The organism is Gammaproteobacteria bacterium, from assembly GCA_013151035.1.
Lineage (GTDB): Bacteria > Pseudomonadota > Gammaproteobacteria > JAADJB01 > JAADJB01 > JAADJB01.
This window is the reverse complement of record JAADJB010000013.1, coordinates 14,387-33,808: the sequence shown is the minus strand read 5'-3', so window position 1 is coordinate 33,808 and position 19,422 is coordinate 14,387. Positions and strand designations below refer to the sequence as shown.

Sequence of the window (19,422 nt, the reverse complement as noted above, 5' to 3'; positions counted from 1 at the left end):
TGGCTTGCCAGACCCTGCGAATGCTACGACTTTGAAACAAGATGATTTTACTATTTTGTTGCATAGAGAACCTCTGATCAATACCCTAATCAAGGGGTCAAGTCTTTCATTGGTGCGCAGTGCGCACCCTACCCTATGATTTTTTCACATGCCTCATCATACGTTTACGTTTGTATTGCTGGCGTGGGGTCAACTTGTTTCTACGACCTTCATAGGGGTTATCCCCGGTTCTGAATTCCAGTGACACGGGGGTTCCCACTAGCGCTAATCGCTTGAGGAAATAGCTGGATAGATACCTTATATAGGTCGCTGGCACCCGGTCGGTCTGATTGCCGTGAATAATAATCCTGGGGGGATTCTGCCCACCCTGATGGGCATAACGCAGTTTGATGCGCCGTCCTCGTACCAGATGCGGTGGATGGGTCTTCACGGCATCTTCCAACATACGCGTTAATTCGGAGGTACTCATATCCACCATAGCCGACTTATAGGCGCGATCAATCGCCTCATACAGATTGCCGACATTACTGCCATGCAGCGCCGAGATAAAGAACACCTCGACAAATGAGGCAAAGGGTAATTTACGTTCGATATCCTCACGCATCTTATCGCGCTGATCGTCATCAATGCCATCCCACTTATTGACTGCAATAATCAGTGCCCGGCCCTGTTCCAGGATATAGCCCGCCAGACTCACATCCTGCTCGGCCAGTCCTTCATGGGCATCGTACAACAGGATAACCACATTCGCCTCGTAGATGGCCTTCATGGTCTTTACGATACTAAATTTCTCAATCACTTCTTTAATACGACTACGACGGCGAACGCCCGCAGTATCAATCAAGGTGTAGTGCCGATCATCACGATCAAAGGGAATAAAGATACTATCACGCGTCGTCCCTGGCATGTCATAGGCCAACACCCTGTCTTCTCCCAGGATGCGATTAATCAGGGTAGATTTACCCACATTGGGTCGTCCAATCAAGGCAACCTTGATACGCCCATCATCCTCGTCGTCTTCTCCCTCGTCTGCGCTCTCTCCTTCTTCATCCAACGGCTGTTCTGGATAATATTCCTGTAACACCTCATCCATAAGGTAGCCGACCCCACGACCATGAGAGGCACTAATCGCATAAGGCTCACCCAAGCCGAGACTATAAAAGCTACTGGACATAATATCGGCATCCATACCATCCACCTTATTCAATACCAGCACGACCTTGCGCCCGGTACGCCGTAACTTGATTGCAATCTCTTCGTCAATACCCACCAGACCATCACGCGCATCGACCAGAAAGAATACGCTATCGGCCTCTTCTACAGCCTGCCAGGCTTGTTGCGCCGTCAGCTCATCAAGCCCTTCTTCTCCGCCCAGTATGCCGCCAGTGTCCACGACCAGATAAGGATGATCACCAATCTTGCCATCACCATATTGACGGTCACGGGTCAGGCCAGAAAAATCGGCCACTAGCGCATCTCGACTGCGTGTGAGTCGATTAAACAGGGTTGATTTACCGACATTGGGTCGGCCTACAAGGGCAATAACAGGTAACATTAGATTTCCCAGGGCTAATCCATCGTCAACAACGCCAGATCACCATTCTCTCCATAGACAAGTAAATAATCACCGACAACTAACGGGGCGGCAAGGAAGGGTTGATTACCAATACGAACGCGGCCCATTAACTGACCATTGCTCGTCGATAGCAGATGCACATAACCTTCAAAATCACCCACTGCGAGATAACCTTTATAGATCACCGGGACTCCAGAGCGCCGTCCTTTTAATGCATCCTGTTTCCACAAAGAGGCACCATTACGACGATCCAGCGCCCACACCAGACCCTCTTCATCAGTCAGGTATAGTTGACGTTCATCCAGCGCTATTCCGCTATAACTGGAAAAGTCTCTTGCCCAGAACACACGTCCTGAATAGAGATCAATGGCAACGACACGCCCCTGGAAACTGGTCGCAAAAACCACCCCCTGATCAGCCAGGATATTCCCGTCCAGATCAACCATGCGATCCAGTTCGGAACGACCACGAGGAACCGCTACACTACTTTCCCACTTCATCCAGCCATTCATAAAGTCCAGTGCAAATAATTTCCCATTCGCCGAACCACTAAGAACCAAATCATCAACAATCAAGGGCGAACTGGAACCACGCAGAGATAATACCGGAACACTACTATCAAACACCCATAGACGTTCACCTGTCGCCACATCATAGCCAATGACGGAACCTGCCACTGTCTGTACGATAACGCGATTAGCCGTAATCACGGGCACAGAAAGAATCTCTGCCTCGGCATTAGTACGCCAGACCTCATGACCATCCTTGCTATTCAGCAAGATTAAATCCGCTTCACTACTGGCAACAGCCAACAAGGAATCACCCAGACCAACACCACCACTTAACAAAACACCGGTATTGACCGTCCAACGCACAGCCCCCGTAGTCAAATTTCTGGCTGAGACCTCTCCTTCTTGCGTAGCAGCAAACACAGATTCACCATCACTTGCCAACTGCAACTGAACGGCATGAGCATGTTTATCCTGACTCAGCCTGGTCTTCCAGACAACATTTAAAGCCAAAGGGTCCTTGATCGTTTTTAGTTCAGTGGCTTCAATAACGGTATCCTTTCCAACCAACCACATCTTAACCCCGCTACAGGCCGTCATATTCAGCAATAACAATACCAATAACAGCTTACGCATCATCACGATCCTGTCGCCTCGGTGCCATTCACACCTACCCGCTTACCAACAATACTGTTGCGTTTAACCTCAATCATGGAACGCATTGCCGCACCGGCAGACAAGGCATCCAGAGCACGTTGATAGGACGCTTTAGCTTCTTGCAAACGTGCCTGCACCCGATAAACATCACCTTGCAGATCTTCGTAAATCGCGACAAAACCGACCTTGTCTTTAATCGCTGAAAGCACCTGTTGTGCCGCATCAACCTGTTTGTCTGCCAACAAGGTTCTAATCAAATGTATCCTGGCACCATGTATCTGGGCAGAAATCTGTGCATGTTCTACCACCCATTCCAGATCACTGACAGCATTCTCAACATCACCCTGTGCCTGATTGATCTTTGCCCTCATCATTGCCCCGGCAGAGGCATAAGGTGTATCACCAAACTTTTCAAGCAACTGCCCGGCCAACAATAAAACCGAATCATCTGCATTCTGACTGGCCGCATCCATCATCTGAAAATACAGATAAGAGGCCTGCTCCGTCTTTTGCTGACCGTATTCAACCCAGCTTCGGCCACCAAAAATAACCGCCAGACCAATAAAAACACCCGCCAGCACAGAGACACCGTTCTCACGAATCCATAGCTTAAGCGCCTCGCCCTTTTCCTCATCCGTCTTATAAATATCCACTTACATTACCTCTTAAATTAAGGAACTTCTAATTAATTATTGTAAACATTCACCCAACTGTGCGGCCAGCGATAACAAGGGTATATTCCTCTGTTCAGCCGACACACGTAAGGATTTAAAACCAATCTGCTCACCGGCAATTTCCTCATCACCCATCACCAGCACATATTCTGCACCACTACGATCAGCACGCTTAAACTGACTCTTGAAACTACCGCCACCATTATTCAACTGCAAACGTAACCATGGCAATTGATCGCGTAACTGCTCTGCCAGCACATACCCCTTCAATTGAGCCTGTTCTCCAACCAACACCATATAAACGTGCGGTGCCACATTAATATCCACAACACCTGTTTCTTCCAACAAGGCAACAATACGCTCCATACCCAGCGCAAAACCAATTGCAGGCGTGGCGCGTCCACCCAGATATTGCACCAAACCATCAAAGCGTCCACCCGCACAAACAGTCCCTTGCGCACCGAGTCGATTAGTGACCCACTCAAACACCGTGCGACCATAATAATCCAGCCCGCGCACCAGGCGATGATTCACCTCATAGTGAATACCGGAGGCATCTAATAGTTCACACAACTGCCGGAAATGCTCCCTTGATTCATCATCCAGATAATCTGCCAAGCGCGGTGCGTCTTCAATCAACGATTGCATGGCAGGATTTTTACTATCCAGTATACGCAATGGGTTCGTCGACAAGCGGCGATGACTATCCTCATCGAGGATATCCTGATGTTGATTCAGATAATCCACCAACACTTCTTTATAACGAGCCCGAGCCTCAGATGTGCCCAGTGAATTGAGCTGCAAACTAACATCATCCAGGCCCAATTGACGCAATAAACGCGCACTCATCATGATCAATTCAGCATCAACATCCGGCCCGGCCAGACCAAACACCTCCACACCAAACTGATGAAACTGCCGATAACGCCCCTTCTGTGGACGTTCATGACGGAACATCGGCCCCGTATACCACAACTTCTGAATCTGATTATGCAACAGGCCATGTTCAATGCAGGCACGCACGCAGGCGGCTGTACCCTCGGGTCTTAGCGTCAGGCTATCGCCATTACGATCATCAAAGGTATACATTTCCTTTTCGACAATATCAGTCACCTCACCAATAGAGCGATGAAACAGATCTGTTTTTTCCACCACAGGAAAACGGATTTCACGGTAACCATAGGATTGAACCAGGGAGCGCAACACCTGTTCCAGCCACTGCCAGGTCGGGGTCTGTTCCATCAGGATGTCGTTCATTCCTCGTACCGCTTGTATCTTACTGGACATAATCACCTTTTAGAGATTTCACTCGTGCCTGCACCCAGAGTAAAGCGCGCGGTACGCCCACTATTGAAAGGGGTTTGATCAAATTGTTCCCCATTATAAACGATATCGATAACCAATGAGTTACCCAATAACACCTGAAAGGGTGCTTTGCCACTCACCTCTCGATGATCACCCTCCCTTAATAAACCAAACACCAGTCGCATACCATTCATATCACGAATATCAACCCAACTCTCACCACTGGAGGAAAGCACAATTCTGCTTTCGTCAGCAGGCAATAGAACAGGCGCATCGACCACTTCATCTGTCACATTTTTTTGTTCTGGCATATCGTCCTGACCCGACAACAGCAATGGAACCTGTTGCGTACCAACAGAATTAGTCTCACTGAATAAAATATCCATAAATCTGCCATTTGATAAAAACAGCAGGTATACCGCCAGTAAACCAGCAACCAATAGCAACCAGAGAAAAAATCGTCGCAATGATGACTTGATGCCCCGACGAAACACCAGTGGCGCAGATTGCGTCATATCCTCTCTTACCCATTTAGCAACAGGTAAGGGCGCCTCCGGACAATGATAATCAGCAATTAACTGCACCGCATCCAGATTCAAAATACGTGCATAGCCTTTCAAATAACCATCGACAAAGGCCTTGGCAGGAAGTTGATCCTGATTATTATCCTCCAGCGCATTAATCACCGAGACACTCAGACGCAATTCCTTCGCCACATCCTCCTGTGATAGACCCTGTGTTTCACGCGCCACACGCAAACGCTCACCAGGACCAAATAGCGACTCAGTTTCTAACATTATATCTGGTTTCACAACACCCTTCTTCGCTGTCATTCAAACATCCCCCTGCGCGATTTTTGTGCCTGAATGGATGTTGGAAAAAGTCTCTGCAACTGATCCTGATAAGACTTCATTGCCTGTACGTCGCCCAATTTCCGTTCAATCAAAACACCTAACCACAAGGCATCAGGTCGCGCCCGACTCACCACTGCATAACGTTGCAACCAGGCACGAGCATTCAAATAATTAGCGGCAGAATACTGCAATAAAGCCATCTCCATTAAGGCCCTGTCCCACTCCGGATAGATTTTTAGTGCCTTACGAAAATACTGCCCGGCACGGGTATAATCCGGCACCCGCAGCAGACAAAGCCCAGCATTCAAATAGGCATTATGAGCCGATCGGTAAAGTGGCGATGTTGCCGCCTGCTGAAATTGCTTCTCCGCCTGATCAAACGCACCCTGCCGACAGAGATACTGACCATAATTATTGTGCGCCTCAGGGTATTCCGGCTGTAATTGCAATGCCTGTCTAAAATGATAATCCGCCTTTTTAGTATCCTTAAGTACACCATACAACACAGCTATGGCATTATGCGCCGAGGGCAACTGACTATCCTGATCCAGCGCACGCTTCAACTTCTCCAGTGCCAGATCATAATAGTGATTACCCATATAAGTAATACCCATCTGCACATTAATTTTAGCCGCTTTACTAGCAGAACTTTTCTTTTGCAAGCCCTGTGACGTACACGCCGACAGGATCAAAAAACTCAACAACAGACTCAAGATTCCTTTCATGACAAAACCACCTCACTGGAACCCTGCTCCACACGTGCACTTCTACGCGTTCGGTCATGAAACTTTCCGGCTAACTGACCACAGGCGGCATCGATATCATCCCCCCGTGTCTTGCGTGTCATGGTATTCATTCCCGCCTTAATCAGGATATCCCTGAAGGCAAGGATACGTTGCGCCGAACTACACTGATAACGGGTTTTATCAAAGGGATTAAACGGGATCAAATTAACCTTAGCAGGCACACCCCGCAACACCTTCACCAGTGCCCGGGCATCCTGATCACTGTCATTCACACCCTTGAGCATGACATATTCGAAGGTTACCCGACGGCGCGGTTCATCCTGAACATAACGCTTACAGGCTGCCAACAACTCCTTGATAGGGTATTTTTTATTGATCGGCACTAATTCATCACGCAGGGCATCATTACTTGCATGTAACGATATTGCCAGACTGACATTACAGGCCTGCTTTAGCTGATCCAGTGCGGGCACTACCCCGGATGAACTCAGGGTAACCCGTCGTTTGGACAGACCAAAGGCAAAATCATCCAGCATTAAACGCATGGCACTCACCACATTATCAAAATTCAATAATGGCTCACCCATACCCATCATGACCACATTGGTGACTGCACGTCGATCACTGCCCGGTTCACGCAACATACGCTCTGCCACTAACACCTGAGCGATGATATCGCCGGTTGATAAATTACGATTAAAACCCTGTTGGGCAGTGGAACAAAAACTGCAATTAAGAGCACAACCCACCTGTGAAGAGACACACAGCGTTCCGCGTTCACGCTCTGGGATATAGACCATTTCAATACTGTTGCCATCAGCCAGACGCAACAACCACTTACGCGAGCCATCATCCGACAGTTGATCAACCGTCACCTCAGGCAGACGAATCTCGGCATCTTGCTCCAGCGCGGTTCGCAACACCTTACTCATATTGGTCATCAGCTGAAAATCATCCACTCCCATTTGATAGACCCATTTCATTAACTGAGTGGCACGAAATGACTTTTCGCTCCGTTCAGCAAAAAAATGCTCCAGACCCTGACGATCAAGATCCAGCAAATTAATTTTCTTTATTTCTTCCAACGCAAGATTGCCCAATGACCGGGGACAGACCTGAGGTCTATCCCCTTATTGATTCCAAAAAGGGTATTTTAACGGAAAAAGAGAGGGAAATGGAGATAAATCCCCGCCTACGCGGGGATGACGGTAAGGTGCGTACCACGCACCACAGACAACGTCTTAATTAACCTTGCCAGAGAGATCAGAACCCGCCTTGAATTTCACTACATTCTTGGCCTTAATCTGGATTTCCTTACCCGTCTGTGGATTACGACCAACACGAGCGGCACGCTTGGATATACTGAAGCTACCAAAGCCCACCATGGTTCTACCTGGTTTCTTCCTGACAATCGGATCGTTACCACCATAACCCATAATGGTATTAATAAAGTCATCGGCCTGGTCTTCTGTTAAACCGGTCTGTGCCGACATGGCCTTTAACACCGTGACATGACCAAATGGCATAGCAACCGCATTTGCTTCCAGATCAACAAAGGCATCACTACAAAAATCGAGTGCATCGGCGGCTTCTTCAAGATCACCACCAACAACCGAGCTCTGATACACATCATTACGCATAATTGGCAGATAATTCAATAAAGCATCCGCACCATCAAACAAAGGTGTTCTACCATCCATACCCGCTGTACCCCGCAGTGCAGCCATAGGCATATCAAAGCGCAAGGTTAAACGTCTACGAACCGTGTTACCCATATTCGATGGTAGCTCAAAGATATACTCATCCGGCATACCTGAATCCGCCGCAGCCACACGAGCACGAGCACCAGCGGTGACAGGCACAAGATGTATCTGATCATGGGTACGCAAATATCCTCGACTCAGTCGTATCAAAAATTCAGCACGACCATCTTCTGTCTCAGTCATAGTCGCTCTAACCCCGGCCCCATACTTGGCGACAAGTGACATACCCGTCTGTGGGTTACGACCGGTGCGTGCGGCACGAGAGGATATACTGAAGGTTCCAAAACCGATCAACTGAACTCTACTCCCCTTATTCAAGGAACTGGTCGTACTGGTAACAAAACCCTCAAGCGCCCGTTTAGCATCCGCCTTTGACAAGTTGGCATCACCCGCGATGTAGCCAACCAACTCAGACTTAGTCATTGCATGAGAGGGTAGTGCCAACATCAAACTGATGATAAAAAGCAGAAATATTCCGATTTGTTGCGATAGATAAGGTCGATTCATTATAATTTCCTCCGAGCTGTGATTCCAACGCTAACTTAACGCCCCTAAGGACGATTTAGCACCGATTACATTCAGGTCTTATATTTCTAAATACAATGTAGTACTAGCGATAATCATGCCAGATATTGTTTTTACATCAAATTCAATGAGTTAATAAATACCCATTAAATAAAAACCGTTTTTATGTAAAAAATTCTTACAGAATGTCGGAGTTCTTTCCACCAAAGCTCTATTTAAGGCCTGGCTAATTAATCGTGTTCCTCAATCCACGCCATCTGAATCGCCTCCAACAACTTCTCCCCCGAACGCTCAGGATCATCATCAAAACCATCTAACGCACATACCCAGCTATGCAGGTCAGTAAAACGAACATATCGTGGATCGACATCAGGGTGTGTATCTTCTAATTCGATAGCAATATCAAGCGTATCATTCCACTTCATTTTATTACACCTTTACTCGTATCATTAATGATTATATTGGTGCGCATTGCGCACCCTACCGAGGGTTGCTCACCTGCGTGGAGATGACGGGTAGGGTGCGTATTACGCACCTAATTTTCCTTAACCATATTGATCGTATACTTTGGAATCTCGACCACTAGGTCATGGTCACCAATCACAGTCTGACAACTCAAGCGTGAATCCGGGTCCAGACCCCATGCCTTATCCAGCAGGTCATCTTCTTCCTCTTCAGCAGGATTCAACGAGGCCGCACCTTCCCTGATATAGACATGACAGGTGGTGCAGGCACAGGACTTCTCACAGGCATGCTCAATATCAACCCCGTTTTGATTCGCAACATCGCAGATCGTAGCACCCGGCTCAACCTCCAATACCATCCCTTCCGGGCAGATCTCTTCATGTGGTAAAAAAATTATCTGTGGCATAACTCACTACTCTTCAATTATCAAATCTTAAGGAACCTATTATATATTACAAATCATTACTGCCCCGCAAGAGACAGGGATTGCGCTTCTCTATCAGAGACCCTTGCCCGCATGGACGCGGGCGTGGAGCCTACAGGGATGTATTCACGGCGTGTCTCTGGTAGAGAAGCATGATTCCTGCCTCGAACTTACCAAGCATATTTTATCCTAAAACTCATCAACCTTATGCCCCGACATCGCCTGCTGTATACTCGCATTCATCCGCCGTTCCACATAGTCCGCACTCACCTTTTCCAGACCCGCAATAGCCGCCTTAATCGCAACATGATCATCACCCTGAACAACACCCGCCAGCCCAGCAACCGCCTGATCAATCAACTCGCGTTCCTCAACAGATAAATAACGTTCACCATCTTGCTGCAGAGCCGCATGAATCGCTTCCAGCACGCGATCCGCATCAACTTGTTGCTCACGCAAACGACGCGCAACAATATCATCCTGAGCATGATCCATCGAATCTCTCAGCATGGTCTCTATCTCATTATCCGACAGACCATAAGAGGGTTTCACCTCCACATGCGCCTGCACGCCACTGGTCTCTTCACACGCACGCACACTCAATAAACCATCAGCATCGACCTGCAAAGTGACTTGTATGCGCGCAGCACCGGCAACCATCGGCGGGATATCACGCAACTCAAAACGTGCCAGTGAACGGCAATCTGAGACCAGATCGCGTTCACCCTGCAAAATGTGAACCGCCAATGCCGTCTGCCCATCCTTAAAGGTGGTGAATTCCTGCGCCCTGGCAACCGGTATCGTGGTGTTACGTGGAATAATACGTTCCACCAAACCACCCATAGTTTCAATACCCAGAGAAAGCGGAATCACATCCAGCAGTAGCATATCATCATCCGGTTTATTACCGACCAGGATATCCGCCTGCACACCCGCACCAATCGCTACTACCTTGTCCGGATCAATATCCGCCTTTGGGGTTGTAGAAAAGAACTCAGACACCCGATCACGCACCTCTAGCACCCGTGTTGAACCACCCACCAGCACCACATCGTCCACCTGACCAGCGCGTATACCCGCATCACGCAATGCCTGTCGGCAGGTCTTCAAGGTTGAACGAATCAACCCATCAATCAATTCACCTAGCTGTGCTCGCCTCAGTTCTCCCTGCCAGGAACCGGCATCAGCCGCATCAATGGATACCATCACCACGTCCTGCTCAGTTAACTGCTCCTTCGCCACACAGGCATCATGGATCACCCGCCGCATTAAATGATGATCCAGTGCATCCTCTAACCCAGCTTGCGCAATCATCCAGTGCGCGATGGCCAGATCCATATCATCACCACCAAGAGCGGTATCACCACCGGTTGCCAAAACCTCAAACACACCCTTATTCAGGTTTAATATTGATATATCAAAGGTGCCACCACCCAGATCATAGACCGCGATAATACCCTCTGCATTACGATCCAGCCCATAGGCAATAGCCGCTGCAGTCGGTTCATTTAATAAGCGCAATACATTCAAACCCGCCAGTTTTGCTGCATCCCGTGTGGCTTGGCGCTGGGCATCATCAAAGTAGGCTGGCACTGTAATGACAGCCCCTTGCAAGTCACCACCCAATGTCTGTTGCGCACGTCTCTTCAGGTTTAACAGGATCTCAGCAGAGACTTCAATAGCACTCACATCACCTGCCGCCGTATGAATCCGTGGTACCGAGGATTCGACATCGGAAAATTGATAAGTCAAATGTTTATCCAACTGCGCCAAATCTTCTACACCACGTCCCATCAGACGTTTCACCGAGACAATGGTATTTAACGGATCTTTGGTAACCCACTGTTTTGCCGCAGAACCAACAACGGGCGCAACGTCTTCCTGATAATGAACAACCGATGGTAATAGATGCCGACCGTCGGCATCCGCTAGCGTATCAGCGACACCACTACGCACCGAGGCAACCAGAGAATTAGTCGTACCCAGATCAATACCGACTGCCAGACGATGCTCATGTGCAACCGTCGCCTGACCCGGTTCTGCTATTTGTAATAAAGCCATTAAACGACTATCCCGTCAACGATCAGTAGACTGCAAGAGATATGACTTGCCTGCCTTAAACCCCTCACTTACGCACCCGCCTCTATATCTTCCAACTCCGCCTCCAGCTCAAAACCCTCTTGCTCAAGCCTGCGGAAAAACTGCATCTTCTTAATAATATCAGCAATATTGCCCATTGTTTCCTTTGTATCACCAGAAAACAATACGACCAATTCCTGCTCATAAGCCATCAAGGCCTTAATAATCACATCCATAATATGCCCTAAGGCATCAAAAGGCTCATCCGCATCACGCACCGCCGAGATCGCCTCGCGCAACTCCATCTGTTCTATCAAAAAAGCACTATCCCGGGTTGTCGATGCCTCATCACTCCAGGCATAACCGCCAAGTTCCAATAGATAACGCGCACGTTCCATAGGATCATTTAATATCCTGAACGCCTCATTGATCTGCGTCGACTTCTGCATCGCAATACGCCGTTCCTGATCACCCGCAGAGACAAAACGATCCGGATGCATGGCACGTTGCATATCACGATAACGCGCCTGTAGATCACTACGATCAATAACAAAACTCACTTCCAGGGAAAATAACTCGTAATAATCCATCAACGCTAACCTATACTCAAGAGACAGGGATTGCGCTTCTCTATCAGAGACCCTTGCCCGCATGGACGCGGGCGTGGAGCCTACATGGATGTATTCACGGCGTGTCTCTGGTAGAGAAGCGTGATTCATGTTTCAAACCCACCGATTATTCTAGATATTAAAACTCTCACCACAACCACAAGTATCCTTAACATTCGGATTGTTAAATTGAAAACCTTCATTCAGGCCTTCCTTAACAAAATCAATCTCGGTGCCTTCCAGATAAACCAGACTCTTAGGATCAACAATCACCTTAACACCATGACCCTCAAATACCTGATCGACTTCATCCAGCGCATCAACAAATTCAATAACATAGGCCATTCCGGAACAACCGTTCGTCTTTACTGCCAAACGAATACCCAGCCCCTTGCCACGATTACCAAGGAACTTCTGGATATGCGCGGCCGCCATCTCTGTTATTGTGATTGCCATAATTATTTTTTGCTCTGTATATCATCAATCGCAGCACGAATGGCATCTTCAGCCAGCACCGAACAATGCACTTTCACGGGCGGCAATGCCAATTCCTCAGCGATATCGGTATTCTTGATCTCCATCGCCTCATCTAAGGTCTTACCCTTAACCCATTCCGTTAACAACGAGCTTGATGCAATCGCTGATCCACAACCATAGGTCTTGAAACGGGCATCTTCGATCACGCCATCATCATTCACTTTGATCTGCAGACGCATCACATCACCACAAGCCGGTGCGCCAACCATGCCGGTACCTACATTAGGATCATCCTTATCCATGGTGCCCACGTTACGTGGATTTTCATAATGGTCTAAAACTTTGTCACTATAAGCCATGATATTCTCCTGTTAATTAGCGACCTAATGCGAGGCCCACTGTACACTATCCAGATCAATCCCTTCCTTAAACATATCCCATAACGGTGAAAGCTCACGCAACTTCTCCACCTGGGTGCGTACCAACTTGATGGTGTAATCAATTTCTTCCGGTTGAGTGAAACGACCAATAGTAAAACGAATTGAACTATGTGCCAGCTCATCATTACGACCCAGTGCGCGTAAGACATAACTGGGTTCCAGACTGGATGAGGTACAGGCCGAACCGGATGAGACCGCGATATCCTTGAGTGCCATAATCAGACTCTCACCTTCAACAAGGTTGAAACTGATATTCATATTACCAGCAACACGATGTTCCAGATCACCATTCAGATAGACCTCTTCCATATCCTTCAGCCCATCCCATAAACGATCTCGCAGCGCCTGCACACGCTTATTATCTTCATCCATTTCCAGGCGAGCAATACGAAACGCCTCGCCCATACCAACAATCTGATGGGTCGCCAAGGTACCTGAACGCATACCACGCTCATGACCACCACCATGCATTTGCGCCTCCAGTCGTACGCGTGGCTTACGTCGCACATACAAGGCACCAATACCCTTGGGACCATAAATCTTGTGCGCCGAGAAGGACATCAAATCCACCTTCAACTTGTCCAGGTCAATGGCAACCTTGCCCGCACTCTGCGCCGCATCGACATGAAAAAGAATACCGCGCTCACGCGTAATCTCACCAATCGCCTCAATATCCTGAATGACACCAATCTCATTATTCACATGCATAACAGAAACCAGCACCGTGTCATCACGCAAGGCGGCCTTGAGCTTATCCAGATCCAACAGACCATTATCCTCTGGCGTGAGATAAGTCACATCATAACCCTCACGTTCCAGTTGCCGACAGGTATCCAGAACAGCTTTGTGCTCGGTCTTAACAGTCACAATATGACGGCCTTTTTTGCGATAAAAATGCGCCACACCCTTGATCGCCAAATTATCCGACTCGGTTGCACCCGAGGTAATCACGATCTCCCTGGGATCAGCATTGATCAGCCGTGCAATCTCAGCGCGCCCCTCAACAATCGCATCGTCCGCATCCCAGCCAAAGACATGGCTACGCGATGCCGCATTGCCAAAGGCAGTCTCCTTGGTTAGATAAGCAGCCATTTTTTTCGCCACCCGTTCATCAACCGGGGTGGTCGCCGAATAATCCAGATAAATTGGTACATCAACACTCATAGCTAAAGCCTACATTAACAATCAATACTTCATTAAACCAGGAATCACGCCTCACGCACCATGCGTTGACTCCACCCAATAACCTTATTCAAGGCCACTACAAATTGATCAATCTCCGTCACCGTATTCATCTTACCCAGACTAATACGAATAGCGCCTCGCGCCAGATCCTGTGCCACACCCATAGCCATCAATACATGACTAGGATGACTATCAGCACTACTACAGGCCGCACCACTGGATACTGCAAACCCCTCGCGATCCAGTTGCATCAGCAAGGTTTCACCCTCTATGCCCAGCACTGAACACTGCACCGTATTCGGGATACATTCAGCTTCAGCCGAAAACATTACCACCCCGGGCAGGGTTTCCAGTTGTTGCCGTAAATAGATCTGCAAGGCCTTCAACTGCACGACCCGATCCAGTAACCCTACAGCCGCCAACTCTGCCGCCTTACCAAAACCTGCTATCGCTGCCACATTCTCTGTGCCCGCCCGTCTGGCGCGTTCCTGGCTACCACCATGTAATAGAGGTGCTAATTCCAATGCAGGATCAAGAATCAAAGCACCAATCCCTTTAGGTCCATACATTTTGTGTGCAGACAGACTCATCATTTGCACCCCGAGCGCACTAAAATCCAGTGCCATTTTACCCGCTGCCTGCACCGCATCGGTGTGCATAATGACATCATGTTCCCGCGCCATCTCAGCCAGTGCGGCAATATCCTGAACCACACCGGTCTCATTATTTGCCATCACGACCGAAAGCATCTGCGCACCTGATGACAGCATTAGCTGCAAGGCATCTTTATCAACTCGTCCCTGCGTATCAACCCCGGCATAATCCAGCCGACAGCCCTGTTGTTGCAGGTAACGCGCTGGAGCCAACACCGATTCATGTTCAATCGAACTCACTACCAAATGCGATGAACCGTGCGTAAGCCTCATTGATTTCAGCGCGGTATTGTTTGCCTCGGTTCCACCAGCAGTAAAAACCACCTGGGCAGGCTGCACATTAACCAGTGCTGCCACTTGTTCTCTGGCATGATCAATAGCCGCGCGAGCAACCCGGCCTGCCTGATGTACACTAGAGGCATTACCCGCATGCCCCTGTAAAAAAGGCAACATAACATCCAGTACCACCGCATCCATCGGTGTGCTTGCATTATGATCCAGATAGACCATTACGCATCAGGCCTGAGCATTACCCTGCCGCTCAGGCAGAGTCAAATTCACATCAGCGGCTGATTTTTCACCCTGACGTGCCATGACCTCACGCACACTTTCCTTATTTGTCAGATCAGCCAACGAGATTCCCTGCAAAAAATCATTGATCTGCTCACTCAACCCGGTCCATAAATCATGTGTCAGACAAAGCTTGTCATCCTGACAATTAGCCAGACCACCACAACGGCGACTATCTATATTCTCGTCAACCGCATCAATGATATCCGCAATGGCAATGGTTGCCGCATCCTTACCCAGGGAATAACCACCACCCGGCCCACGGGTACTAGACACCAAACCCCGCTTACGCAAACGCGTAAATAACTGTTCCAGATAAGACAGGGAGATGCCCTGACGACCCGATACCCCAGCCAGCGTTGTTGGTCCATCCTCTGAATGAAAGGCCAAATCCAGCATTGCAGTTACTGCATAACGCCCTTTAGTGGTTAACTTCATAATTTATCGCCATATAGAATGGTAGACTTACAAACACAACACCAACCCTTTATATCCAGACCAGTGCCAACCTGATTAATGAAGCCATTATCAAATAACCAAGTATATTAGTCAAGTATTATTATTGCTTATCCTGCAATGGGCAACCGTCATCATCAATCGACTTGCCACAACTCGAATCAGCCTTGTTAACACCCAGATCACAAGGCCCCAGATCGGGCAGATCAAGATCACCAATTTCAGCACCCAATGCCTTCAGACCAGCACACATATCCTCCAACCGCTTATCCATTACATGGATATGATCGAGCATGCAATTAATCGCCGTTGCCACCGGATCAGGCATATCCTGGGTTGTACCATAGGCATCAAAACCCAGTTTTTTAGCTATCTCGTCCCGCTGTTGCTGCTTTTCATCCTTACAGGCTGAACTCACCACACGACCCGGCACACCCACCACCGTCGCATTCGCCACCACATCCTTGAGTACCACCGCATTAGAACCAATGCGTACACCTTCAGATATTTGTATCGGCCCCAGCACCTTGGCACCGGCACCGATCACTACATTGTTCGCCAGCGTAGGATGACGCTTACCCTTATCCCAACTCGTTCCCCCCAGGGTAACACCATGATACAAGGTACAATCATCACCAATTTCAGCCGTCTCACCAATCACCACGCCCATACCATGATCGATAAAAAAGCGACGACCAATACGCGCCCCTGGATGAATCTCAACCCCGGTAATCCAACGCGCAAATATTGAAATAAACTTCGCCAGCCACTTCAAACCTAAATGCCACAACCAATAATTCAGACGATGAAAAATAATGGCATGCACACCCGGATAGGTCGTCAACACCTCAAAGGTATTACGCGCCGCCGGATCTCTATCCATTGCACACCGAATATCTTCCCGCACACGTTCAAACATCAAAATCACCCTGGGGACAGACCCCGATTAATTACTTAAATTGACCAGCCGAATTAATTGGGGTCTGTCCCCATAATATAAGACATCGCTCATATTATAACCCTACAATTCACTCAGGTAAAAGCCAGGAACGTAATTAAGGACAAAAATTGACCAGGATCAAGAGGCCACGAGGATGACAGACAGCAGTTAAATTTTCTTCTGCATCGCCGTCAGGATGCCACGCAGAATATTATATTCAGTCTCATCCGGGCGTGCGCGCTGATACAAACGGCGTAGGCGACGCATCAGGTGACGTGGCTGCTGCGGGTTCAGGAACTCCAGTTCAACCAGAACCTGTTCCAGATGAACATAATATTGCTCCATCCTCTGTGCCGGAACAGGTATCGAAACAGGCTCATCAGACGATACATTACCCTGCATTCGAGCCTTAAAAACCTCATAACAAATCACCTGCACAGCAGCGGCAATATTCAGCGAACTATAGTCTTTATTACAAGGAATATGCACACGATAGTGGCAATGTTCCAGCTCATCATTAGTCAGGCCGGTACGCTCACGCCCAAACACCAATGCTACACCACCCTGTTGAGCTTCAACCATGGCCTGTTGCGCACATTGTTCAGGATCCAGCATCGGCCAGGCAAGATTACGCGGACGCGCACTGGTTCCCATCACCAGCGAACAATCATGCAAAGCGGCCTCCAGTGAATCAAAGACCTGTGCATTATCCAGTACGTCAGCCGCCCCCGAGGCGCGTGCAAATGCCTCACTATGAGGGAAATACCGTGGCTGCACCAGACGCAGGGAGGCCAGGCTCATGTTCTTCATGGCACGCGCCACCGCACCAATATTTCCCGGATGACTGGTTTCTACCAATACAATGTGAATTTGTGGTTCTACACTCATAATTATTACCATACAGTTAACTCAAGAGGCAGGGGGGGTGCCTCGAAACCATATTTCAATTTACGCCCGCCCAAATGGAAAACAAAGCACATCATCCAAACACTCCGCCCCCGCCAACAACATCAACAAACGATCAATTCCCAGAGCAACACCCGCACAATCGGGCAGACCCTCAGCAATAGCTGCCAACAACCGCTCATCCATAGGACGTTCCGGCAAGCCATTGGCTATACGTTGCTGCTGTTCCATCACAAAACGCCGACGCTGTTCATCGGCATTGCTCAACTCATGAAAACCATTCGCCAGTTCCACCCCATACAGATATAACTCAAAACGTTCGGCATAACCCTCTTCATGCAGACGCGCCAGGGAGGCCTGCGATGCGGGATAGTGATAAACAAAGATAGCACGCTCATGCAATTGCGGTTCAATCAACTGAGTCAGGATCAGGTCACGCCACTCATCCCAATCATCACCCATCGATACCGGGATCGAGATCTGATGCGACTGCGCACAGGCACGTAGCTCATCCACACTAGCCTGCATACCATCAACAGCCGCATATTTCAGAAACAAATCCTGATAGGTCATACGTTCAAATGAAGGTAATACGCGAATATCGGCAAATAATAACCTCACCAGCTCAGCCACCTCATCCATCAGGCGAAGATGGTCATAACCGACCCGATACCACTCCAGTAGAGTAAACTCCGGGTTATGCAAGCGACCCTGTTCACCCGCACGAAACACCTTGCAAACCTGATAGATAGAACCAGAACCCGCCGCCAACAACCGTTTCATCGGATATTCAGGCGAGGTGTGGAGAAAACGGGGAGTCTCTTTATTACCCTGACTGTTCAGAATCATGGATTCAATACAAGGATCAGTCACGCCAGCAACCGACAAGGTCGGGGTATCAACCTCAAGCACCGAACGCTGCTGCATAAAATCACGCAGCTGCTGTAGTACCTCAGCACGCAAACGCATCCGTTCAACACCCGCAACAGGCCGCCAGTCAGACACAGGCATTAGTCACGCATACGAGAGACATATTCTCCAGTACGAGTATCCACCTTGATCTGCTCACCAATATCAATAAACAGTGGCACCCGCACAACAGCTCCGGTATTCAAAGTCGCTGGCTTGCCACCACCACCCGAGGTATCACCACGCACACCCGGATCAGTATCGGTAACCTCAAGCACGACAAAATTAGCGGCAGTCACCAGTATGGGCGTACCATTCCACAAGGTTACCGTATAGATATCCTGCTCCTTTAACCACTTAATGACATCCGCTACCGCATGGGCATCCGCCGAGACCTGCTCAAAGCTTTCCGGATCCATGAAGAACCAGAATTCACCATCGGTATAGAGATATTGCATCTCGGTTTCCATCACATCAGCCGCCTCAATACTCTCGCCTGACTTAAAGGTACGATCAATCATACGTCCGGTTTTAAGGTTACGGATCTTGACCCGATTAAAGGCCTGACCCTTGCCCGGTTTAACAAATTCATTCTCAACAATGGTACAGGGGTCATTATCCAGCATTATTTTGAGGCCACTTTTGAATTCATTGGTATTATAGGATGCCATACGCTTACCTTAAGGACGTTATGTGAAAAA

The 19,422-nt window shown here is 48.6% G+C and carries 21 protein-coding genes and 1 pseudogene; all 22 read right to left on the bottom strand.

Features of this window, described 5'->3' with window-relative positions:
• Nucleotides 1-133: 133 nt before the first annotated feature.
• The 22 genes and pseudogenes from der to efp all read right to left on the bottom strand — a co-directional run bounded on the left by der (nucleotide 134) and on the right by efp (nucleotide 19,392).
• On the bottom strand, nucleotides 134-1,555 hold the full coding sequence (gene der, locus GXP22_02675; GenBank protein NOX08390.1) for a ribosome biogenesis GTPase Der: 1,422 nt from the start codon (nucleotides 1,553-1,555) through the stop codon (nucleotides 134-136).
• 14 nt (nucleotides 1,556-1,569) lie between these two features.
• Nucleotides 1,570-2,724: an outer membrane protein assembly factor BamB gene (bamB, locus tag GXP22_02670; protein ID NOX08389.1), complete on the bottom strand. Its 1,155-nt coding sequence runs from the start codon at nucleotides 2,722-2,724 to the stop codon at nucleotides 1,570-1,572.
• Nucleotides 2,724-3,395, bottom strand: a complete 672-nt coding sequence (locus GXP22_02665; GenBank protein NOX08388.1) for a tetratricopeptide repeat protein — start codon at nucleotides 3,393-3,395, stop codon at nucleotides 2,724-2,726. Before GXP22_02665 ends, bamB begins: the two co-directional genes overlap by 1 nt.
• Nucleotides 3,396-3,431: 36 nt before the next feature.
• Nucleotides 3,432-4,703: a histidine--tRNA ligase gene (hisS, locus tag GXP22_02660; protein ID NOX08387.1), complete on the bottom strand. Its 1,272-nt coding sequence runs from the start codon at nucleotides 4,701-4,703 to the stop codon at nucleotides 3,432-3,434.
• Between the two features lie 2 nt (nucleotides 4,704-4,705).
• Nucleotides 4,706-5,554, bottom strand: a complete 849-nt coding sequence (locus tag GXP22_02655) for a DUF4115 domain-containing protein (GenBank protein ID NOX08386.1) — start codon at nucleotides 5,552-5,554, stop codon at nucleotides 4,706-4,708.
• On the bottom strand, nucleotides 5,551-6,300 hold the full coding sequence (gene pilW, locus GXP22_02650; GenBank protein NOX08385.1) for a type IV pilus biogenesis/stability protein PilW: 750 nt from the start codon (nucleotides 6,298-6,300) through the stop codon (nucleotides 5,551-5,553). The genes GXP22_02655 and pilW overlap by 4 nt, the downstream gene beginning before the upstream one ends.
• Nucleotides 6,297-7,406, bottom strand: a complete 1,110-nt coding sequence (gene rlmN / locus GXP22_02645; GenBank protein ID NOX08384.1) for a 23S rRNA (adenine(2503)-C(2))-methyltransferase RlmN — start codon at nucleotides 7,404-7,406, stop codon at nucleotides 6,297-6,299. The genes pilW and rlmN overlap by 4 nt, the downstream gene beginning before the upstream one ends.
• A gap of 156 nt (nucleotides 7,407-7,562) precedes the next feature.
• Nucleotides 7,563-7,814 carry an HU family DNA-binding protein gene (locus GXP22_02640; protein NOX08383.1) on the bottom strand — a complete coding sequence of 84 codons (252 nt, stop codon included), beginning with the start codon at nucleotides 7,812-7,814 and terminating at the stop codon, nucleotides 7,563-7,565.
• Nucleotides 7,815-8,276: 462 nt separating this feature from the next.
• Nucleotides 8,277-8,507 (bottom strand): annotated as a pseudogene (locus GXP22_02635) (HU family DNA-binding protein).
• A gap of 332 nt (nucleotides 8,508-8,839) precedes the next feature.
• The gene (gene iscX / locus GXP22_02630) at nucleotides 8,840-9,034 is read right to left on the bottom strand and encodes a Fe-S cluster assembly protein IscX (protein NOX08382.1); all 195 of its coding nucleotides are present in this window, start codon (nucleotides 9,032-9,034) and stop codon (nucleotides 8,840-8,842) included.
• A gap of 110 nt (nucleotides 9,035-9,144) precedes the next feature.
• Entirely contained in the window at nucleotides 9,145-9,480 is a 336-nt protein-coding gene (gene fdx / locus GXP22_02625; GenBank protein NOX08381.1) for an ISC system 2Fe-2S type ferredoxin, read from the bottom strand.
• A gap of 207 nt (nucleotides 9,481-9,687) precedes the next feature.
• Nucleotides 9,688-11,559 carry a Fe-S protein assembly chaperone HscA gene (gene hscA / locus GXP22_02620; GenBank protein NOX08380.1) on the bottom strand — a complete coding sequence of 624 codons (1,872 nt, stop codon included), beginning with the start codon at nucleotides 11,557-11,559 and terminating at the stop codon, nucleotides 9,688-9,690.
• Nucleotides 11,560-11,627: 68 nt separating this feature from the next.
• Nucleotides 11,628-12,296 carry a Fe-S protein assembly co-chaperone HscB gene (gene hscB, locus GXP22_02615; GenBank protein NOX08379.1) on the bottom strand — a complete coding sequence of 223 codons (669 nt, stop codon included), beginning with the start codon at nucleotides 12,294-12,296 and terminating at the stop codon, nucleotides 11,628-11,630.
• Between the two features lie 21 nt (nucleotides 12,297-12,317).
• The gene (iscA, locus tag GXP22_02610) at nucleotides 12,318-12,641 is read right to left on the bottom strand and encodes an iron-sulfur cluster assembly protein IscA (protein ID NOX08378.1); all 324 of its coding nucleotides are present in this window, start codon (nucleotides 12,639-12,641) and stop codon (nucleotides 12,318-12,320) included.
• A gap of 2 nt (nucleotides 12,642-12,643) precedes the next feature.
• Nucleotides 12,644-13,021, bottom strand: coding sequence for a Fe-S cluster assembly scaffold IscU (gene iscU, locus GXP22_02605; GenBank protein NOX08377.1), 378 nt, complete (start codon nucleotides 13,019-13,021; stop codon nucleotides 12,644-12,646).
• Nucleotides 13,022-13,045: 24 nt separating this feature from the next.
• The gene (locus GXP22_02600) at nucleotides 13,046-14,266 is read right to left on the bottom strand and encodes an IscS subfamily cysteine desulfurase (protein NOX08376.1); all 1,221 of its coding nucleotides are present in this window, start codon (nucleotides 14,264-14,266) and stop codon (nucleotides 13,046-13,048) included.
• A 44-nt stretch (nucleotides 14,267-14,310) separates the two neighbouring features.
• Nucleotides 14,311-15,450, bottom strand: coding sequence for a cysteine desulfurase (locus GXP22_02595; protein ID NOX08375.1), 1,140 nt, complete (start codon nucleotides 15,448-15,450; stop codon nucleotides 14,311-14,313).
• A gap of 6 nt (nucleotides 15,451-15,456) precedes the next feature.
• The gene (locus GXP22_02590) at nucleotides 15,457-15,948 is read right to left on the bottom strand and encodes an Rrf2 family transcriptional regulator (protein NOX08374.1); all 492 of its coding nucleotides are present in this window, start codon (nucleotides 15,946-15,948) and stop codon (nucleotides 15,457-15,459) included.
• A 121-nt stretch (nucleotides 15,949-16,069) separates the two neighbouring features.
• A complete protein-coding gene (cysE, locus tag GXP22_02585; GenBank protein ID NOX08373.1) occupies nucleotides 16,070-16,885 on the bottom strand; it encodes a serine O-acetyltransferase in 816 nt (271 codons plus the stop codon).
• A 189-nt stretch (nucleotides 16,886-17,074) separates the two neighbouring features.
• Nucleotides 17,075-17,794 carry a tRNA (cytosine(32)/uridine(32)-2'-O)-methyltransferase TrmJ gene (gene trmJ, locus GXP22_02580; GenBank protein ID NOX08372.1) on the bottom strand — a complete coding sequence of 240 codons (720 nt, stop codon included), beginning with the start codon at nucleotides 17,792-17,794 and terminating at the stop codon, nucleotides 17,075-17,077.
• A gap of 60 nt (nucleotides 17,795-17,854) precedes the next feature.
• Complete coding sequence (genX, locus tag GXP22_02575; protein ID NOX08371.1) at nucleotides 17,855-18,823, bottom strand: EF-P lysine aminoacylase GenX; 969 nt, start codon at nucleotides 18,821-18,823, stop codon at nucleotides 17,855-17,857.
• A complete protein-coding gene (gene efp / locus GXP22_02570) occupies nucleotides 18,823-19,392 on the bottom strand; it encodes an elongation factor P (protein ID NOX08370.1) in 570 nt (189 codons plus the stop codon). The genes genX and efp overlap by 1 nt, the downstream gene beginning before the upstream one ends.
• Between the last annotated feature and the right edge of the window lie 30 nt (nucleotides 19,393-19,422).

What these genes read in the sequence shown, in the direction of transcription:
- GXP22_02640 (NOX08383.1), bottom strand. Translation starts at nt 7,814, where the DNA reads ATGTCGGCACAGACCGGTTTAACAGAAGACCAGGCCGATGACTTTATT.
- hisS (NOX08387.1), bottom strand. Translation starts at nt 4,703, where the DNA reads ATGTCCAGTAAGATACAAGCGGTACGAGGAATGAACGACATCCTGATG.
- hscB (NOX08379.1), bottom strand. Translation starts at nt 12,296, where the DNA reads ATGAATCACGCTTCTCTACCAGAGACACGCCGTGAATACATCCATGTA.
- bamB (NOX08389.1), bottom strand. Translation starts at nt 2,724, where the DNA reads ATGATGCGTAAGCTGTTATTGGTATTGTTATTGCTGAATATGACGGCC.
- GXP22_02600 (NOX08376.1), bottom strand. Translation starts at nt 14,266, where the DNA reads ATGAGTGTTGATGTACCAATTTATCTGGATTATTCGGCGACCACCCCG.
- hscA (NOX08380.1), bottom strand. Translation starts at nt 11,559, where the DNA reads ATGGCTTTATTACAAATAGCAGAACCGGGTCAGGCGACGGTTGCACAT.
- cysE (NOX08373.1), bottom strand. Translation starts at nt 16,885, where the DNA reads ATGTTTGAACGTGTGCGGGAAGATATTCGGTGTGCAATGGATAGAGAT.
- genX (NOX08371.1), bottom strand. Translation starts at nt 18,823, where the DNA reads ATGCCTGTGTCTGACTGGCGGCCTGTTGCGGGTGTTGAACGGATGCGT.
- iscX (NOX08382.1), bottom strand. Translation starts at nt 9,034, where the DNA reads ATGAAGTGGAATGATACGCTTGATATTGCTATCGAATTAGAAGATACA.
- iscA (NOX08378.1), bottom strand. Translation starts at nt 12,641, where the DNA reads ATGGCAATCACAATAACAGAGATGGCGGCCGCGCATATCCAGAAGTTC.
- GXP22_02590 (NOX08374.1), bottom strand. Translation starts at nt 15,948, where the DNA reads ATGAAGTTAACCACTAAAGGGCGTTATGCAGTAACTGCAATGCTGGAT.
- pilW (NOX08385.1), bottom strand. Translation starts at nt 6,300, where the DNA reads ATGAAAGGAATCTTGAGTCTGTTGTTGAGTTTTTTGATCCTGTCGGCG.
- der (NOX08390.1), bottom strand. Translation starts at nt 1,555, where the DNA reads ATGTTACCTGTTATTGCCCTTGTAGGCCGACCCAATGTCGGTAAATCA.
- GXP22_02655 (NOX08386.1), bottom strand. Translation starts at nt 5,554, where the DNA reads ATGACAGCGAAGAAGGGTGTTGTGAAACCAGATATAATGTTAGAAACT.
- efp (NOX08370.1), bottom strand. Translation starts at nt 19,392, where the DNA reads ATGGCATCCTATAATACCAATGAATTCAAAAGTGGCCTCAAAATAATG.
- trmJ (NOX08372.1), bottom strand. Translation starts at nt 17,794, where the DNA reads ATGAGTGTAGAACCACAAATTCACATTGTATTGGTAGAAACCAGTCAT.
- fdx (NOX08381.1), bottom strand. Translation starts at nt 9,480, where the DNA reads ATGCCACAGATAATTTTTTTACCACATGAAGAGATCTGCCCGGAAGGG.
- GXP22_02595 (NOX08375.1), bottom strand. Translation starts at nt 15,450, where the DNA reads ATGGTCTATCTGGATCATAATGCAAGCACACCGATGGATGCGGTGGTA.
- iscU (NOX08377.1), bottom strand. Translation starts at nt 13,021, where the DNA reads ATGGCTTATAGTGACAAAGTTTTAGACCATTATGAAAATCCACGTAAC.